The organism is Streptomyces collinus Tu 365 (assembly GCF_000444875.1).
In the GTDB taxonomy this organism is placed as follows: domain Bacteria; phylum Actinomycetota; class Actinomycetes; order Streptomycetales; family Streptomycetaceae; genus Streptomyces; species Streptomyces collinus_A.
This window is the reverse complement of record NC_021985.1, coordinates 7,390,745-7,407,716: the sequence shown is the minus strand read 5'-3', so window position 1 is coordinate 7,407,716 and position 16,972 is coordinate 7,390,745. Positions and strand designations below refer to the sequence as shown.

14 protein-coding genes are annotated in these 16,972 nt (G+C 73.5%); 5 read left to right on the top strand and 9 right to left on the bottom strand.

Going from position 1 to position 16,972, the window contains the following annotated elements:
* Window positions 1-24: 24 nt before the first annotated feature.
* Window positions 25-516 carry a hypothetical protein gene (locus B446_RS32090; RefSeq protein ID WP_020943611.1) on the bottom strand — a complete coding sequence of 164 codons (492 nt, stop codon included), beginning with the start codon at window positions 514-516 and terminating at the stop codon, window positions 25-27.
* 59 nt (window positions 517-575) lie between these two features.
* Between B446_RS32090 and B446_RS32085 the strand changes: the two genes are divergently transcribed.
* Both B446_RS32085 and B446_RS32080 read left to right on the top strand, forming a co-directional pair.
* A complete protein-coding gene (locus B446_RS32085) occupies window positions 576-983 on the top strand; it encodes a hypothetical protein (protein ID WP_020943610.1) in 408 nt (135 codons plus the stop codon).
* Window positions 984-1,362: 379 nt separating this feature from the next.
* A complete protein-coding gene (locus B446_RS32080; RefSeq protein ID WP_043476864.1) occupies window positions 1,363-2,367 on the top strand; it encodes an LLM class flavin-dependent oxidoreductase in 1,005 nt (334 codons plus the stop codon).
* Between the two features lie 7 nt (window positions 2,368-2,374).
* On the opposite strand, the gene B446_RS32075 is transcribed toward B446_RS32080, so the two are convergent.
* Window positions 2,375-4,855, bottom strand: a complete 2,481-nt coding sequence (locus B446_RS32075) for an ATP-dependent Clp protease ATP-binding subunit (protein ID WP_020943608.1) — start codon at window positions 4,853-4,855, stop codon at window positions 2,375-2,377.
* Window positions 4,856-5,010: 155 nt separating this feature from the next.
* Here B446_RS32075 and B446_RS32070 point away from each other — a divergent pair, with 155 nt between their 5' ends.
* Window positions 5,011-5,208 carry an antitoxin gene (locus B446_RS32070; RefSeq protein WP_020943607.1) on the top strand — a complete coding sequence of 66 codons (198 nt, stop codon included), beginning with the start codon at window positions 5,011-5,013 and terminating at the stop codon, window positions 5,206-5,208.
* A 90-nt stretch (window positions 5,209-5,298) separates the two neighbouring features.
* Window positions 5,299-7,629 (top strand): excinuclease ABC subunit UvrA, encoded by a 2,331-nt coding sequence (locus B446_RS32065; RefSeq protein ID WP_020943606.1) that lies wholly within the window; start codon window positions 5,299-5,301, stop codon window positions 7,627-7,629.
* Here the strand turns inward: B446_RS32065 and B446_RS32060 are convergent.
* The 5 genes from B446_RS32060 to B446_RS32040 all read right to left on the bottom strand — a co-directional run bounded on the left by B446_RS32060 (window position 7,605) and on the right by B446_RS32040 (window position 12,829).
* Complete coding sequence (locus B446_RS32060; protein ID WP_020943605.1) at window positions 7,605-8,450, bottom strand: lysophospholipid acyltransferase family protein; 846 nt, start codon at window positions 8,448-8,450, stop codon at window positions 7,605-7,607. The genes B446_RS32065 and B446_RS32060 overlap by 25 nt on opposite strands.
* Window positions 8,447-9,229: a GNAT family N-acetyltransferase gene (locus B446_RS32055; protein ID WP_020943604.1), complete on the bottom strand. Its 783-nt coding sequence runs from the start codon at window positions 9,227-9,229 to the stop codon at window positions 8,447-8,449. The genes B446_RS32060 and B446_RS32055 overlap by 4 nt, the downstream gene beginning before the upstream one ends.
* 231 nt (window positions 9,230-9,460) lie before the next feature.
* Window positions 9,461-10,210 (bottom strand): succinate dehydrogenase/fumarate reductase iron-sulfur subunit, encoded by a 750-nt coding sequence (locus tag B446_RS32050; protein WP_020943603.1) that lies wholly within the window; start codon window positions 10,208-10,210, stop codon window positions 9,461-9,463.
* Window positions 10,207-12,156 (bottom strand): fumarate reductase/succinate dehydrogenase flavoprotein subunit, encoded by a 1,950-nt coding sequence (locus B446_RS32045; protein WP_020943602.1) that lies wholly within the window; start codon window positions 12,154-12,156, stop codon window positions 10,207-10,209. Before B446_RS32045 ends, B446_RS32050 begins: the two co-directional genes overlap by 4 nt.
* Window position 12,157: 1 nt before the next feature.
* Window positions 12,158-12,829, bottom strand: coding sequence for a cytochrome b subunit (locus B446_RS32040; protein WP_020943601.1), 672 nt, complete (start codon window positions 12,827-12,829; stop codon window positions 12,158-12,160).
* A gap of 120 nt (window positions 12,830-12,949) precedes the next feature.
* Between B446_RS32040 and B446_RS32035 the strand changes: the two genes are divergently transcribed.
* On the top strand, window positions 12,950-13,834 hold the full coding sequence (locus tag B446_RS32035) for a LysR family transcriptional regulator (RefSeq protein WP_020943600.1): 885 nt from the start codon (window positions 12,950-12,952) through the stop codon (window positions 13,832-13,834).
* A gap of 121 nt (window positions 13,835-13,955) precedes the next feature.
* Here the strand turns inward: B446_RS32035 and B446_RS32030 are convergent, their stop codons facing one another.
* Both B446_RS32030 and B446_RS32025 read right to left on the bottom strand, forming a co-directional pair.
* On the bottom strand, window positions 13,956-16,100 hold the full coding sequence (locus tag B446_RS32030) for a putative bifunctional diguanylate cyclase/phosphodiesterase (protein WP_020943599.1): 2,145 nt from the start codon (window positions 16,098-16,100) through the stop codon (window positions 13,956-13,958).
* Window positions 16,097-16,909 (bottom strand): SAM-dependent methyltransferase, encoded by an 813-nt coding sequence (locus tag B446_RS32025; protein WP_020943598.1) that lies wholly within the window; start codon window positions 16,907-16,909, stop codon window positions 16,097-16,099. The genes B446_RS32030 and B446_RS32025 overlap by 4 nt, the downstream gene beginning before the upstream one ends.
* Window positions 16,910-16,972: the final 63 nt, after the last annotated feature.

The window sequence follows — 16,972 nt, the reverse complement described above, 5'->3', positions numbered from 1 at the left end:
CCGGATCCCGCCCTCGCGCGGCCGTCAGGTCCTGCCCTCACGCTCCTGCGCGTCCCTCAGCGCCGCCGACTCGGCGGCCCATCGGGCCCGCACGACGGTGAAGCCGGCCCGCTCGGCGTCGTCGCAGACGAGTTCGTCGTCGTCGACGAGCACCCGGACCTCGCGGTCGCGGGCGAGCCGGCGCAGGATCTCCAGCTTGGTGAACCGCGCGGGCCTGCGGTCGGCGTCACGGCGCATGTGGACGCGGCCCTCGGGCAGCCCGTGGGCCGCGAGCCAGTCCAGCGTGTCGCGGCGGCAGCGCTCGGGCCGCCCGGTGAGGTAGACGATCTCGCACTCCCGGGCCGTCTCCCGGACGAGCGCCACGCCCTCGGCGAGCGGCGGGTCGGCGGGCGCGGCGGCGAAGAACCCGTTCCAGTCGCGCGGCCTGACGGTGAGGAAGTGCTGCCGGTGGGCGGTGTCGGCGAGGGTGTTGTCGAGGTCGAACACCCCGACCGGACGTCCGCGGCTGTCGGTCACGGGTTCAGATTAGTCACCCCGCCTCAACTTCCGCCGCCGGCGGGCCTCATGCTTCTGTCATGTCTTCCGCTCCCCGGGCCGTCACGGCCGCCTCCGAACGCCCCTGCGCCGTCGTCGTCTGCCGGGGCTGCTGCTGCGGCGACCCGGCCAAGCACCCCGGCGCCGACCACCGCGGGCAGTTGGAGCGGCTGCGGGCGGCGGCCGCCGAGGGCGGCTTCGAGGTGCGGACGAGCGACTGCCTCGGCCCGTGCGACCAGGCGAACGTGGTGGTGGTGCGCCCGTCGGCCGAGGGCCGCCGGGCGGGCGGGCGGCCCACCTGGATCGGGTTCGCGCTGGACGAGGCGTGCACCGACGAGGTCGCCGAGTGGGCCGGCGCGGGCGGTCCCGGCATGGCCGGGCCGCCGCTCGCGCTGGAGCTGCAGATGATCCGGGCGCCGCGGGGCGCCCGGGCCCGCACGGGCCGCTGACGGCCGGCGTTTCCGCCGGGGTGCCCGGACGGGCCGCTGACCGGCCGCGGTTCTGCCAGGACGCCCGCACGAGCCGCTGACCGGCCGCGGTTCTGCCAGGACGCCCGCACGAGCCGCTGACCGGCCGCGGTTCTGCCAGGACGCCCGCACGAGCCGCTCACCGGCCGCCCCCGACCGGGATACCCGCGCGGATCGCTCACCGGCCGCCGCCGGCCGGGATACCCGCACGAGCCGCTGACCGGCCGCCGTTCGGCCAGGACCCCCGCACGGATCGCCCATCGGCCGCCGCGGGTCCGGGTGCCGTCCCGGCGCGCCGTGACGGGCCCGGTGCCGTGGGTGACGGTGGGAATCCCCCGGCCGCCGTGGTGTTGAACCCTGCGTGAGTGCAGTGATCGCCCGGACCAGGTTCTCCGTCCTCGACCGCTCCCGTACCCGGGAGGGCCACCCGGCCGCCCAGGCGCTGCGGGACACCGTCGCGCTGGCGCGGGAGGCGGAGGCGCTCGGCTACCACCGGTTCTGGGTCTCCGAGCACCACGGGGTGCCCGGGGTCGCCGGATCGGCGCCCACCGTGCTCGCCGCCGCCGTGGCGGCCGCGACCGGCACCCTCCGGGTGGGCACCGGCGGGGTCATGCTGCCCAACCACCAGCCCCTGGTCGTGGCCGAGCAGTTCGGGGTGCTCGAATCGCTCTTCCCGGGCCGGATCGACATGGGGCTCGGCCGTTCCGTGGGCTTCACCGGCGGGGTGCGCAGGGCGCTGGGGCGGGGCAGGGAGGACGCCGAGGACTTCGCCGCGCAACTCGACGAGCTGCTCGGCTGGTTCGCCGGGACCTCGCCGACCGGGGTGCACGCCCGGCCGGCGGAGGGCCTGCGCGTGCCGCCGTTCGTGCTGGCGATGGGTGAGGGCGCGCGCATCGCCGCCCGCGCCGGTCTGCCGATGGTCATCGGGGACCTGCGGAGCCGCGAGCGGATGCTGCGCGGCGTCGAGGAGTACCGCTCCCTGTTCCGGCCCTCGCCGTGGGCGCCGGAGCCGTACGTGATCGTCTCCGGCACGGTGGCCGTCGCCGGGACCGCCGAGGAGGCCCGGCGGCTGCTGGTCCCGGAGGCCTGGGCCATGGCGTACGCGCGGACCCACGGCACCTTCCCGCCGCTGGCGCCCGCCGAGGCGGTTCTGGAGCGCGCGATGACCGCGAAGGAACGCGGCTTGTACGAGTCCGGGCTCGGCGGGCACATCGCGGGCACCGGCGACCAGGTCACCGACGCGCTGGAGTCGGTGCTGAAGGAGACCGGCGCCGACGAGGTGCTGGTCACCACCAGCGGCTACGACCGCGCGGCGCTGCTGGACTCCTACCGGCGCCTCGCCGCGCTCTTCGCTCCCGCTCGCTGAACGGGACTCAGCCCTCCACGGCGGCCGGCTTGTCCGTCCGGATCTCCACCGAGCCGTCCGGCGCGTCCACCACCGCCCGGTCGCCCGCGCCGAGCCGGCCGGAGAGGAGCAGGTCGGCGAGGCGGTCGTCCACCTCGCGCTGGATGGTGCGGCGCAGCGGGCGTGCGCCGAAGTCGGGCTGGTGGCCGAGGTTCGCGAGCAGGTCGGCGGCCGCGTCGGTGACCTCCAGGGAGACGTCCTGGGCGTGCAGGCGGCGCCGGGTGTGCTCCAGCATCAGGTCCACGACCTGGCGCAGTTCGGTGCGGTCCAGGCCGCGGAAGACGATGATCTCGTCGATGCGGTTGAGGAACTCCGGCCGGAAGTGCTGCTGGAGGACCGGCATGACCGCCTCGCGGATCTTGCCGTAGTCCTCCGTGCCCGCGGCCAGGATGCGGTCGGCGCCGATGTTCGACGTCATGATGACGACGGTGTTCTTGAAGTCGACGGTGCGGCCCTGGGAGTCGGTGAGGCGGCCGTCGTCCAGGAGCTGCAGCAGGGTGTTGAAGACGTCGGGGTGGGCCTTCTCCACCTCGTCCAGCAGCAGGACGGCGTACGGCTGCCTGCGCACGGCCTCGGTGAGCTGGCCGGCCTCCTCGTGGCCGACGTATCCGGGCGGGGCGCCGACCAGCCGGGAGACGGTGTGCCGCTCCTGGAACTCGCTCATGTCCAGGCGGATCATGCGGCTCTCGTCGCCGAAGAGGGCGGCGGCGAGCGCGCGGGCCAGTTCGGTCTTGCCGACGCCGGTCGGGCCGAGGAACAGGAAGCTGCCGACGGGACGGTTGGGGTCGCTCATGCCGGCCCGGGCACGGCGCACGGCCCGGGCGACGGCGGTGATCGCCTCGTCCTGGCCGACCACCCGCCCGTGCAGGTGTTCCTCCAGCTTCATCAGCCGTTCCCGCTCCTCCTCGGTGAGCTGGGCGACCGGGATGCCGGTGGTGCGGGAGACGACCTGGGCGATGTCCTCGGCGGTGACCTTCGGGGCGTGCTCGTCGGTCCGGCCCGCCGCGGCCAGTTCGGCCTCCGCCTCCTTGATCCGGTCCCTGAGCTCCTTGGCGCGCTCGTACTCCTCGTCGGCGACGGCCTGGTCCTTCTCCCGGTTCAGGGCGGCGACGCGGTCCTCGATCTCCCGGGTGTCCTCCAGCGGGGTCCCGGCCCGCAGCCGGACCCGGGCGGCGGCCTGGTCCATCAGGTCGATCGCCTTGTCGGGCAGGAAGCGGGAGGTGATGTACCGGTCGGACAGCTCGGCCGCGGCCACCACCGCCTCGTCGGTGATGCGGACCTGGTGGTGGGCCTCGTAGCGGTCGCGCAGGCCGCGCAGGATCTCGATGGTGTCGTCCACGCCGGGCTCGCCGACCAGGATGGGTGCGAAGCGGCGCTCCAGGGCGGCGTCCTTCTCGATGTGCCTGCGGTACTCGTCCACCGTCGTCGCGCCGATCAGGTGCAGCTCCCCGCGGGCGAGGGCGGGCTTGAGCATGTTGCCCGCGTCCATCGCACCCTCACCGCCGCCTCCCGCCCCGACCACGGTGTGCAACTCGTCGAGGAACAGGATGAGTTCGTCGCCGTGCTCACCGACCTCGTCCAGCAGCTTCTTCAGCCGTTCCTCGAACTCGCCCCGGTACTTGGTGCCGGCCACCATGCCGGCCAGGTCCAGGGAGACGAGCCGCTTGCCGGCGAGCGTCCTGGGCACGTCGCCGGCGACGATGCGCTGGGCGATGCCCTCGACCACGGCGGTCTTGCCGACTCCGGGGTCGCCGATCAGGACGGGGTTGTTCTTGCTGCGCCGGGAGAGCACCTCGATGGTCTGCTCGACCTCGTCGTCGCGCCCGATCACCGGGTCGAGGCGGCCGTCGCGGGCGTCCTGGGTGAGATCGCGGCCGTACTCGTCGACGGTCGGGGTGCTGCTGGGCTTCTTCCGCTCGGCCTGGCCCTCGGTGGGCAGCCGGGTGGGCTCCCAGCCGCCGTCGCCGAGCGCCTGCCCGGCGGCCGACTCCGGGTTGGCGGCGAGGGCCCGCAGCAGATGGCCGGGGCCGATGTAGGAGGCGTCCTCGGCCCGGGAGACACGGTAGGCGTCGAGGAGGGCGCGCTTGGCCGACGGGGTGAGCGTCGTGGGTTCGGTCCGCTCGCCGCCGTTCCCCGTGGTGCCGAGCTGCTCGCGGAGCCGGTCCGGGTCGGTGCCGGACTCGGTGAGCAGGCGCCGCGTGGACTCGTTGCGGGTCGCCGCGGCCAGCAGGTGGCGGGCGTCCAGCTCCTCGCTGCCCTCGGCGCCCGCGATGTCCCTGGCCTCCGCCACCAGCTCCATGGCCCGCTCGGAGAGCAGACTGCCGATGTCGACGCGCTGGGGCCTGCGGGCGGCCGGCGCCGTCTGCCCGCCCGGCCCGAAGAACCGGGACATCAGCTCGTCGAACTCCTCGAAGGGGCTGCGGCCGAATCCGAAGCCGGGTGTGCTCATGGGGCGGGCCTTTCTGGGGCGACGGACATACGCCACCAAACTGACACAGACACCTCGCGCACGCATGAGGGCCGGACCGCCCGGCCCCGAGATGCGGGTCCGGACCGCAGCGGGGAGGCTGGGAGTGCGAGCCTCAAGCGACGAGGAGGGCTGCGATGTCCTTCATGGACAAGATCAAGGGCATGCTCAAGGGCCACGAGGACATGGCCGACAAGGGCATCGACAAGGGCGGTGACTACGTCGACCAGCGGACCGGGGACAAGTACAGGTCCCAGGTCGACACCGGCCAGGACAAGCTGCGGGACGAGTTCGGCACCAGGCCGCAGGGCCCGGACAACCCTCCGCGGCCGTAACCGGCGGGGGCGGTCCCGCCGCCGTGCGGCGCCCGGCTAGACTCGCGGGGTTTGTCCCCGCCCCGGCAGGCCCGTACGGAGTTCCCCCCGATGCACAGCCCCCATGACCCGTACGTACGCGTGCGCGGCGCCCGCGAGCACAACCTCAAGGGCGTCGACGTGGACGTCCCGCGGGACGTGCTGGCCGTGTTCACCGGCGTGTCCGGCTCGGGCAAGTCGTCCCTGGCCTTCGGCACCGTCTACGCCGAGGCGCAGCGGCGCTACTTCGAGTCGGTCGCGCCGTACGCGCGCCGGCTGATCCACCAGGTGGGGGCACCGAAGGTCGGCGAGATCACCGGGCTGCCGCCCGCCGTCTCGCTGCAGCAGCGCCGCTCCGCGCCCACCTCGCGCTCCTCCGTGGGCACGGTCACCAACCTCTCCAACTCCCTGCGCATGCTGTTCTCCCGGGCCGGAAAGTACCCGCCGGGCGCCGCACGGCTGGACTCGGACGCCTTCTCGCCGAACACGGCGGCGGGCGCCTGTCCGGAGTGCCACGGCCTCGGCCGGGTGCACGGCACCACCGAGGAGCTGCTGGTCCCCGACCCCTCGCTGTCGATCCGCGAGGGGGCCGTCGCCGCGTGGCCGGGCGCCTGGCAGGGCAAGAACCTGCGTGACATCCTCGACACGCTCGGCCACGACGTGGACCGGCCCTGGCGCGAACTGCCCGCCGCGGACCGGGAGTGGATCCTGTTCACGGACGAGCAGCCGGTCGTCACCGTGCACCCGGTCCGGGACGCGGAGCGCATCCAGCGGCCGTACCAGGGCACGTACACCAGCGCCCGCCGCTACGTGCTGAAGACGTTCTCCGACACCAAGTCGCCCACCCTGCGGGCCAAGGCGGAGCGCTTCCTGACCAGTACGCCCTGCCGGGTGTGCGGGGGCAGCAGGCTGCGGCCCGAGGCGCTGGCGGTCACCTTCGGCGGCCGGAACATCGCGGAACTGGCCGCGCTGCCGCTGACCGACCTGGCCGCTCTGCTCGACGGCCGCACCGAGACCGCCCGGGTGCTCACCGGGGACCTGAAGGCGCGGATCGGGCCCGTCGTCGAACTGGGCCTCGGCTACCTCAGCCTGGACCGGGCCGCCCCCACCCTGTCGGCGGGCGAGCTGCAACGGCTGCGGCTGGCCACGCAGTTGCGCTCCGGGCTGTTCGGCGTCGTGTACGTGCTGGACGAGCCGTCGGCGGGGCTGCACCCGGCGGACACCGAGGCCCTGCTCACCGTGCTGGACCGGCTCAAGGCGGCCGGGAACTCGGTGTTCGTGGTGGAGCACCACCTGGAGGTGGTGCGCGGCGCCGACTGGCTGGTGGACGTCGGTCCCGGCGCGGGCGAGCACGGCGGGCGGGTGCTGTACAGCGGCCCGGTCGCGGAGCTGGCCTCGGTCGAGGAGTCGGCCACGGCCCGCTACCTCTTCGACGAGGCCCCGGGCCCGGCCCGCGAGGTCCGCGAGCCGCGCGGCTGGCTGGAGGTCGGCCCGGTGACCCGGCACAACCTGCACGCGGTGACGGCCGGCTTCCCGCTCGGCGCGTTCACGGCCGTCACCGGCGTCTCCGGGTCCGGGAAGTCCACGTTGATCGGCGAGTTGACCGGGGACCTGCCCGGCGTCGGCCGGCTGGTCCGGGTGGACCAGAAGCCGATCGGCCGCACCCCGCGCTCCAACCTGGCCACCTACACGGGCCTGTTCGACGTCGTGCGGAAGGTGTTCGCCGCCACCGGCGAGGCCCGGGACCGGGGTTACGGCGTCGGCCGGTTCTCCTTCAACGTCGCGGGCGGGCGCTGCGAGACCTGCCAGGGCGAGGGGTTCGTCAGCGTGGAGCTGCTGTTCCTGCCGAGCACCTACGCCCCCTGCCCGGACTGCGGCGGCGCACGCTACAACCCCGAGACGCTCCAGGTGGCGTACCGGGGCCGGAACATCGCCGAGGTCCTCGGTCTCACCGTCGAGGAGGCGGCGGGGTTCTTCGCCGACATCCCGGCCGCGCTGCGCAGCCTGGGCACGCTGCTGGACGTCGGCCTGGGCTATCTGCGCCTCGGCCAGCCCGCGACCGAGCTGTCCGGCGGCGAGGCGCAGCGGATCAAGCTGGCCGGGGAACTGCAGCGCGGCCGCCGCGGCCACACCCTCTACCTCCTGGACGAGCCGACGACCGGGCTGCACCCGGCCGACGTCGAGGTGCTGATGGACCGGCTGCACGGCCTGGTCGACGCCGGGCACACCGTCGTCGTGGTGGAACACGACATGACGGTGGTCGCGGAGGCCGACTGGGTGATCGACCTGGGGCCGGGCGGCGGCGACCGGGGCGGGCGCGTCGTGGCGGCCGGGCCGCCGCGGCGGGTGGCGTGCGCGGAGGGCAGCGCCACCGCGCCCTATCTGGCCCGGGTCATGCCCTGAACCCCGGGCGCCCGCGGGGCCAGCAGGACCGCGTGGGTCCAGGCCGGGGCGGGCGTGACCGGCTGGGCGGCGCGGGCCAGGGCCCGGCGGTCGGGCTGGGCTCCGGGCGGTATCACCGGCCGGGTCTCCACCTCGGCCACCAGGCCGCGCGCCCGGGCGACCCGCCACAGCGAGGCGAGCAGGGTGTCCTCGCCGACGAACGCGGCCGCGGTGCCGGCCGGCTGCCCGTCCTGCCGGTAGCGCAGCCCGACCGGCTGCACGGGCACGCCCGCGTCCAGCGCGGCCTGGAAGACGGCCCGGTGGAAGGGACCGTGCGCGCGCCCGCACCAGGTGCTGCCCTCGGGGAAGGCGGCCACCGCCGCGCCCCGGTCCAGGGCGTGCGTGATCCGGGCGACCGTGCCCGGCAGCGAGCGCAGCCGGTCGCGCTCGATGAACAGGGCCCCGCCGCGCGCGGCCAGCGCCCCGGCCACCGGCCACCGCCGGATCTCGGTCTTGGCGAGCATCCGGGCGGGGCGCACGGCGGCGAGCAGGGGGATGTCCAGCCAGGAGACGTGGTTGGCGACCAGCAGCAGCCCGCCCGCGGGCGCCGGGCCGCCGGTGAAGCGGACCCGTACCCCGATGGCGCGCACGACGGACCGGCACCACCGTCTGACCCACTCGGCGGGGATCCTCCCGCCGAACGGGGACAGCGCGATCCCGGCCAGCACCAGGGCCGTGACCGCGGTGAGCCGCAGCACCGCGCGGGGTACGGCCACCACGGGCGCGGCCGGCTCCACGCAGGCGCCCGGGGTGCAGGGCGCGCTGGGCAGCCAGGCGCTCACCGGCCCGGTACGTCCGGTACGAGGGAGAGGAAGTGCCGCAGGTAGCGCGGGTTGACCCGGCGCATGGACAGCAGCACGTACAGGTCCGCGACCCCGAAGTCCGGGTCGTGGGCCGGCTCCCCGCACACCCAGGCACCGAGGCGCAGGTAGCCGCGGAGCAGGGCGGGCAGTTCGGTGCGGGCGGCGGCCGCGCCCGGGTCCGGGACCCAGGGCAGCAGCGGGCGTACCCGGTACTCCTCCGGCGCCAGGTGCTTGTCCTGGACCCGCTGCCAGGTGGCGCTCGCCAGGGTGCCGCCGTCGGCGAGCGGGACGGAGCAGCAGCCGGCCAGCCACTCGTGGCCCCGGTCCACCATGTAGCGGGCCAGGCCGGCCCAGATCAGGCCGATGACGGCGCCGTCGCGGTGGTCCGGGTGCACGCAGGAGCGGCCGACCTCGACCAGGGCGGGCCTGATCGCGTCGAGCCGGGCCAGGTCGAACTCGCCCTCCGAATAGAGCCGGCCGGCCACCGCGGCCCGCTCCGGCGGCAGCAGCCGGTAGGTGCCGACGACCTGCCCGGTGACGGTGTCGCGGACCAGGAGGTGGTCGCAGTACGCGTCGAAGGCGTCGACGTCGTGCCCGGGTTCGGGGGTGGTGAGCAGGGCCCCCATCTCGCCGGCGAAGACGTCGTGCCGAAGCCGCTGCGCGGCGCGCACGTCGGCCTCGTCGCGGGCGAGGGCGACGGTGTAGCGGGTGGGTGCCGCGGGCTGCGGAGGACGGTCGAGCGTGGTGACGCCGGTCATGGCTCTCTCCATGGTCGCGGGCCGGGGTCGGCGGGAGCGGCGGCCGGTGGGGACCGCCGGTCCTGTTCTTCCGATGCCGGTTGGCGTGCACGTGACCGATGGCCGGAGACCGGGTGTGGGCTTGCTGAACGGCACGGGCGGCGCGCCGGAAAGCCAGACGGGACCGGGAGGAGCACCTCTCCCGGTCCCGCCCGTCCGCCTGTCCGTCGGCGAACGTCCGTGGGCGCGCGGCTAGCGCCTGCCCGACTTCCGGGTGGCGCGCAGCCACTCGCGGTTCATGCCGGTGATGGACATCAGGGGGATCCCCTTGGGGCAGGCGGTGGCGCACTCGCCGGTCAGCGTGCAGCCACCGAACCCTTCCGCGTCCATCTGCGCCACCATGTCCAGCACCCGGGTCTCCCGCTCGGGCGCGCCCTGGGGCAGCACGTTCAGGTGGTTGACCTTGGCGGAGGTGAACAGCATCGCCGCGCCGTTCGGGCAGGCGGCCACGCAGGCCCCGCAGCCGATGCACTCGGCGTGCTCGAAGGCGAAGTCGGCGTCCGCCTTGGGCACCGGCGTGGCGTGGGCCTCCGGCGCCGAGCCGGTGGGGGCGCTGACGTAGCCGCCGGCCTGGATGATCCGGTCGAAGGCGGACCGGTCGACGACCAGGTCCTTGACCACCGGGAAGGCGGCGGCCCGCCACGGCTCGATGTCGATGGTGTCGCCGTCCCGGAAGGACCGCATGTGCAGCTGGCAGGTCGTGGTGCGCTCGGGGCCGTGCGCCTCGCCGTTGATGACGAGGGAGCACGCCCCGCAGATCCCCTCGCGGCAGTCGTGGTCGAAGGCGACGGGGTCCTCCCCGTCGAGGATGAGCCGCTCGTTGAGGACGTCCAGCATCTCCAGGAAGGACATGTCGGACGAGATGCCGTCCACCTCGTAGGTGGACATGGCGCCTTCGGCGTCGGCGTTCTTCTGCCGCCAGACGCGCAGGGTGAGCTTCATGCGTAGCTCCGCTGGGTGGGGTGGACGTACTCGAAGACGAGGTCTTCCTTGTGCAGGACGGGGGCCGCACCGGTGCCGGCGAACTCCCAGGCGGCGGCGTAGGCGAACTCCTCGTCCCTGCGGGCGGCCTCGCCGTCGGGCGTCTGGGACTCCTCGCGGAAGTGGCCGCCGCAGGACTCGGCGCGGTGCAGCGCGTCGAGGCACATCAGCTCGGCGAGCTCCAGGTAGTCGACGATCCGGTTGGCCTTCTCCAGCGACTGGTTGAACTCCTCGCCGGTGCCGGGCACCTTGATCCGCCGCCAGAACTCCTCGCGGATCTGCGGGATGCGCTCCAGCGCCTTGCGCAGCCCGGCGTCGCTGCGGGCCATGCCGCAGAACTCCCACATGAGTTCGCCGAGTTCGCGGTGGAAGGAGTCGGGGGTGCGGTCGCCGCCGACGGCGAGGAGCAGGTGGAGCCGGTCCTCGGTCTCGGCCAGCACCTCCTGGACGGCGGGGTGTTCGTCGGTGACCGGCTCCTGGTGGGGGTGGCGGGCCAGGTAGTCGTTGATGGTGGCCGGCAGCACGAAGTAGCCGTCGGCCAGGCCCTGCATCAGCGCGGACGCGCCGAGCCGGTTGGCGCCGTGGTCGGAGAAGTTCGCCTCGCCGACCGCGAACAGGCCCGGGACCGTCGTCTGCAGGTCGTAGTCGACCCACAGACCGCCCATGGTGTAGTGCACGGCCGGGTAGATGCGCATGGGCACCTCGTACGGATCCTCGTCGGTGATCCGCTGGTACATGTCGAAGAGGTTGCCGTACTTGGCCTCGACGGCCTTACGGCCCATCCGCCGGATGGCGTCGGCGAAGTCGAGGTAGACGCCCTGGCCGCCGGGGCCCACGCCGCGGCCCTCGTCGCAGACGTTCTTCGCGGCGCGGGAGGCGATGTCGCGCGGGACCAGGTTGCCGAAGGAGGGGTAGATGCGCTCCAGGTAGTAGTCGCGCTCGTCCTCCGGGATGCGGTTCGGCGGGCGGTCGTCGCCCTTGGCCTTCGGCACCCAGATGCGGCCGTCGTTGCGCAGCGACTCGCTCATCAGGGTCAGCTTGGACTGGTGGTCGCCGGTGCGCGGGATGCAGGTGGGGTGGATCTGGGTGAAGCAGGGGTTGGCGAAGTACGCGCCGCGCCGGTGGGCCCGCCAGACGGCGGTGGCGTTGGAGTTCATGGCGTTGGTCGACAGGTAGAAGACGTTGCCGTAGCCGCCGCTGGCGAGGACGACGGCGTCCGCGAAGTAGGTGTCGATCCGGCCGGTGATCAGGTCCCGGGCCACGATGCCGCGCGCCCGTCCGTCGACGACGATCAGGTCCAGCATCTCGGTGCGCGGGTGCATCTCCACGTTGCCGGCCGCGATCTGCCTGCTGAGCGCCTGGTAGGCGCCGAGCAGCAGCTGCTGGCCCGTCTGGCCGCGGGCGTAGAAGGTGCGGGAGACCTGGACGCCGCCGAAGGAGCGGGTGTCGAGCAGGCCGCCGTACTCGCGGGCGAACGGCACGCCCTGGGCCACGCACTGGTCGATGATCTCGACGGAGATCTGTGCGAGGCGGTGGACGTTGGACTCGCGGGAGCGGAAGTCGCCGCCCTTGACGGTGTCGTAGAACAGCCGGTGCACCGAGTCGCCGTCGTTGCGGTAGTTCTTGGCCGCGTTGATGCCGCCCTGGGCGGCGATGGAGTGGGCGCGGCGCGGGGAGTCCTGGTAGCAGAACTGGACGACGCGGTAGCCCTGTTCGGCGAGGGTGGCGCCGGCCGAGCCGCCCGCGAGACCGGTGCCGACCACGATGATCGTCTGCTTCCGCCGGTTGGCGGGGTTGACCAGCTTCGCCTCGAAGCGGCGCTTGTCCCACCGTTCGTGGACCGGGCCGCCGGGCGCCTTGGTGTCGGCGACCGGCTCGCCCGTCGCGTACTTCAGGTATTCGGTCATGTCAGCTCACCACTCCGGTCATGACGCCCACGGGTACGGCGATGAAGCCGGCCGTGAGCAGCAGCGCGAGGACGTCGGCGACGGCCTTCAGGGCCCGGTCGCGGGCACGGCTGCCGACGCCGAGGGTCTGGGCGGCGCTCCAGAAGCCGTGCCGCACGTGCAGGCCGAGCGCGAGCATCGCCACGATGTAGACGACGTTGCCGTACCAGGTGGAGAAGGTGTCCACCACGTTCTGGTAGGGGTGGCCCTCCTGGAAGCCACCGGAGTGCACGGTGCCGGTGGTCAGGTCCAGGAGGTGCCAGACGATGAACAGGCCGAGGATGACGCCGCCCCAGCGCATGGTCCGGGTGGCGTAGCTCGCCCGCGGCCTGCGGTGCACGTACTTGCTCGGCCGGGCCTTGATGTCGCGGCGGCTGAGCTGGTAGGCGGAGACGGCGTGCGCGATCACCGCGGCGACGAGGACGATCCGGATGAGCCAGAGCGTCCACTCGTAGTGCATGAACGGTTCGCCGACGGTGCGCAGCCAGTGGGCGTAGTGGTTGAACTCGCCCGCGCCGAAGTAGATCTTCAGGTTTCCGATCATGTGCGCGACCAGGTAGAGCAGCATGATCAGGCCGCTGACGGCCATCACCGTCTTCTTGCCTACCGTGCTGTCCCAGATCGTGCGCGCCATGGACGGTCGTCGGTCCGTCCGCGTTGCCAGAGCCATGGGTCAGAACGCTAGGGCCGAAGGTCCCGATCGGTCCAAGACATGGTCCGCCTCGTTTCCATAGGTAGCGGCTATCCTCGGGGTATGCAGTTCCAGCAGCTCCAGTACTTCGTGGCCGTGGCCGAGACCCGGCACTTCACCCGCGCCGCCGAGCTGGTGCACGTGGCCCAGCCGTCACTGTCGCAGCAGATCAAGGCGCTGGAGCGGGAGCTGGGCGCGGACCTCTTCCTGCGCGCCCGGGGCAACATCACGCTCACCGACGCGGGCGAGGCGCTGCTGCCGCTGGCCCGGCGGATCCTGGCGGACACCGACACCGCCCGGCACGAGGTGCAGGAACTGGTGCAGTTGCGGCGGGGCCGGGTCCGGCTGGGCGCGACGCCGAGCCTGTGCACCGGTCTGCTGCCGGACGTCCTGCGCTCCTTCCACGACCGCTACCCCGGCATCCGGCTGCTCGTCGAGGAGGGCGGCTCGCACGACCTGGTGCGGGGGCTGGCCCGGGGCGCCCTCGACCTGGCCCTGGTGGTCCTGCCGCTGCCGTCCCCGGCACCCGCGCTGACCACGGTGGAGCTGCTGCGGGAGGACCTCGTGGTGGTGTCCTCGCCGGAGTCCCCAGCACCGGGCCGGGACGGCCGGGAGGTCGGCGTCGGCGATCTGGCGGGCGAACGCCTCGTGATGTTCCGGCACGGCTACGACCTGCGGGAACTGACGGTGGCCGCGTGCCGCTCCGCCGGGTTCGAGCCGGACTTCGCGGTGGAGGGCGGTGAGATGGACGCGGTGCTGGGCTTCGTGCGGGCGGGGCTGGGCGTGGCCGTGGTGCCCCGCATGGTCGCCACGCGCGCCGGCCACGGTCTGCGGGTCACCCCGCTGGCCCGGCCTGGGCTGCACCGGACCATCGCGCTGGCCCACCGCAGCGACGTGGCTCCGCCTCGGGCTGCTCGGGAGTTGCAGCGGATGTTGCTCGAGCGGTGAGCTTCCTTCCGGGGCCGGGTGCGTCTGCCTCGGTCGCTTCGTTTCGGGGTGCGGGTCGCCTGTGGCCGGTCGCGCAGTTCCCCGCGCCCCTGGTGGGGGGCTGCGCCCCCCACTTCCCCCCTCAGCCCGTTGCGTCCACCAGGGCCAGGTCGTGGAGCCTTTCCGGGGGGCCCGGCCTGGCGTAGTACCAGCCCTGGGCCGTGTCGCAGCCCAGTATGCGGAGCTGTTCGGCCTGGGCGCCGGTCTCCACGCCCTCGACGGTGACCGCGAGGTCGAGGCTGTGGGCCAGGGAGACGATGCCCTCGACGATCTTCAGGTCGACCGGGTCGGCCGGGAACTGCTGCATGCCCTGGGTGAACGAGCGGTCCAGCTTGAGGACGCTCACGGGCAGCCGGCGCAGGTTGGCGAGATTGGAGTAGCCGGTGCCGAAGTCGTCCAGGGCGATGTCCACGCCCATCTCGGCCAGCCGGCGCAGCGGCTTGAGCAGGTCGTCGTCGGCGCCGATCAGCGCGGACTCCGTGACCTCCAGGCAGAGGGCGTCCGGGGTGACACCGGCCCGTTCGAGGATCTCCACCGTGTCCTGCACCAGACCCGGATGGCTGAGCTGGCACGGCGAGAGGTTGACGTTGATGCGCAGCGGCCCTGCGGCCGTGCCGGCGCCGTGGCGCTCCCGCCACTCGCGGGCCTGCCGGATGGACTCCTCCAGGACCCAGCGGCCGAGCGGGACGATGAGGCCCGTGTGCTCCGCGAGCGGGATGAAGCGGTCGGGGCCGAGGACACCGTGCTGCGGGTGCAGCCAGCGGACCAGGGCCTCGGCGCCCCGGACGCTGCCGTCGCCGAGGTGCACCAGCGGCTGGTACTCGATGAAGAACTCGCCGCGCTCCAGGGCCGTCGGCAGGGCGGTGGTGAGCCCGTGCCGGGTGATGGCGCGGGCGTCGGCCTCCGGATCGGCGAGTTCGGAGCGGTTGCCGCCCGCCGACTTGGCCCGGTACATGGTGATGTCCGCACTGCGCAGGACCTCCGCCGCGGTGCGCTCGCCCGCCGGGCCCTCCACGATGCCGAGGCTGCCCCGCACCAGCAGGTCGCGGCCGTCGATGCTGATGGGCGTGACCAGGGCGCTCATGATGCGTTCGGCCAGCTCGTCGACCTCGCGCTCGGTGCCGGGCCCGGTGGTCAGCGCCACGAACTCGTCGCCGCCGAGCCGGGCGACCATCTCGCCGGGCGCGGTCGCGCAGGACTGGAGCCGGTCGGCGACCTCCACCAGCAGCCGGTCGCCGGCCGCGTGGCCGAGGCTGTCGTTGATGGTCTTGAAGCCGTCCAGGTCCAGGTAGCACAGGCCGAAGCGCTGGCCCTCGCCCGCGCCGAGCGCCTTCTCCAGCCGCTCGAAGAACAGCGTGCGGTTGGGCAGCCCGGTGAGCGCGTCGTGCGTGGCCTCGTAGCGCAGGCGGAGGTTGAGCAGGCGCCGCTCGGTGGTGTCCTCCATGAGCGCGAGCTGGTACTGCGGTGCACCGTCGGCGTCCCGCAGCAGGGAGACGGTCAGGTTGGTCCACAGGACCGTGCCGTCCGGGCGGTTGAAGGCCTTCTCCAGGTGGTAGTGCTCGCGCTCGCCGCGGACGAGTTCCTCGTAGAGCTTCCAGGTCTGCGGGGCGTCCTCGGGGTGCGTCCACTCCAGGACGTTGCGGCCGCGCAGGGTGTTCTCCGAGCCGCCGAACATCCGCAGCAGGGCCTGGTTCACCTGGAGCACGTTGCCGTCCAGGTCGGCGATGCCGATTCCTATGGCCGCGCCCTCGAACACCGCGCGGAACCGGGCCTCGCTCGCGTGCAGCGCCTGCGCCACCACGCCCTGGGCGCGCAACGCCGCCTGGGCGATGGCCTCCTGCTCGGCGAGGGTGCGCTCGCGCAGCGCCTGCGCGTACCCGGCGGCCATCGCGTGCTGCAACCGCGAGGAGCGCATGCGCAGTTCGTCCTGGGGGCCGTCCTCGCCGCAGTACAGCACCAGGTAGGCGTCGACGCAGTCCAGGCTGCGGGTGAGCGTCTCCGGGTCGGTGCAGTGGGCGCCGACCAGGGCGGCGCCGACGGCCCGCGCCTCCTCGGCGTCGAAGCTGCGGGCCCGCAGCAGTGCGCTCAGCCGGCGGGCGAGCGGAAGGAGCAGTTCGTCGAACTCGGCGCGGGTGAGCGACGTGGAGGTGACGGGGAAGACCGCCCGGCTCCAGATCGTCGTCAGCCGGCGCAGTCTGTCCTCCGGCCCGTCCGGCTCCGCGCTCACGCCGTACGCCCCACGCCGGCGAACCCGGAGAAGGCGTACGGGTCCTCGTCCTCCGGCGCCGACTCCGGGCGCCAGTGCGGCATCGGCACCAGGCCGGGTTCCACCATGTCGTACCCCTCGAAGAACCGCGCGATGTCGTCGCGCGAGCGCATGATCAGCGGGTTGCGGATGTTCCTGTACACGTCCACCGCGCCCTCGGCCCGCTCCGCCGGCAGCGGGATCCCCTCGTACGAGGCGTGCGTGAGGATCAGCAGGCTGCCGGGCGCGAGCGCGCCGCGCAACTCGGCCACCGCGCCGTACGGGTCGTCCGCGTCTTCCACGAAGTGCAGTATGGCAACGAGGAGGAGCGCCACTGGCCGATTCAGGTCGATCAGGCGCTCAAGACGGGGGCTCGCGAGGATCTCCCGGGGCTTGCAGAGGTCGGCGGCCACCACGTCCGCGCGGTCGTTGCCCGCCAGCACCGCCTCGCTGTGCGCCACCGCCACCGGGTCGTGGTCGACGTAGACCACGCGGGCGTCCGGCGCGGCCGCCTGGGCCACCTCGTGGACGTTGCCGAAGGTCGGGATGCCGGAGCCGATGTCGAGGAACTGGGTGATGCCCTCGGCGGCCGCGAACCGCACGGCCCGGCGCATGAACGCCCGGTTCGCCTGCATGATCTTCGGCAGGCCCGGCATGAACTCCATGGCCCTGCGGGCCGCTTCCCGGTCGACCTCGAAGTTGTGCGAACCGCCCAGGTAGTAGTCGTAGATACGCGAAACGCTCGGCACCGAGATGTCGATGCTCCGGGGGGCCCAGGCGGGACGCTCCATGCAACTCTCCAGGCGTGGTCGACGGGTGCAGGCGATCCGGTGTTCGAGCAGAGGCTACTGATC

Bases quoted from the DNA above. Each gene is read 5' to 3' on its own strand.
- B446_RS32040 (WP_020943601.1), bottom strand. From the start codon at position 12,829: ATGGCGCGCACGATCTGGGACAGCACGGTAGGCAAGAAGACGGTGATG.
- B446_RS32045 (WP_020943602.1), bottom strand. From the start codon at position 12,156: ATGACCGAATACCTGAAGTACGCGACGGGCGAGCCGGTCGCCGACACC.
- B446_RS32075 (WP_020943608.1), bottom strand. From the start codon at position 4,855: ATGAGCACACCCGGCTTCGGATTCGGCCGCAGCCCCTTCGAGGAGTTC.
- B446_RS32050 (WP_020943603.1), bottom strand. From the start codon at position 10,210: ATGAAGCTCACCCTGCGCGTCTGGCGGCAGAAGAACGCCGACGCCGAA.
- B446_RS32085 (WP_020943610.1), top strand. From the start codon at position 576: ATGTCTTCCGCTCCCCGGGCCGTCACGGCCGCCTCCGAACGCCCCTGC.
- B446_RS32035 (WP_020943600.1), top strand. From the start codon at position 12,950: ATGCAGTTCCAGCAGCTCCAGTACTTCGTGGCCGTGGCCGAGACCCGG.
- B446_RS32025 (WP_020943598.1), bottom strand. From the start codon at position 16,909: ATGGAGCGTCCCGCCTGGGCCCCCCGGAGCATCGACATCTCGGTGCCG.
- B446_RS32065 (WP_020943606.1), top strand. From the start codon at position 5,299: ATGCACAGCCCCCATGACCCGTACGTACGCGTGCGCGGCGCCCGCGAG.
- B446_RS32055 (WP_020943604.1), bottom strand. From the start codon at position 9,229: ATGACCGGCGTCACCACGCTCGACCGTCCTCCGCAGCCCGCGGCACCC.
- B446_RS32070 (WP_020943607.1), top strand. From the start codon at position 5,011: ATGTCCTTCATGGACAAGATCAAGGGCATGCTCAAGGGCCACGAGGAC.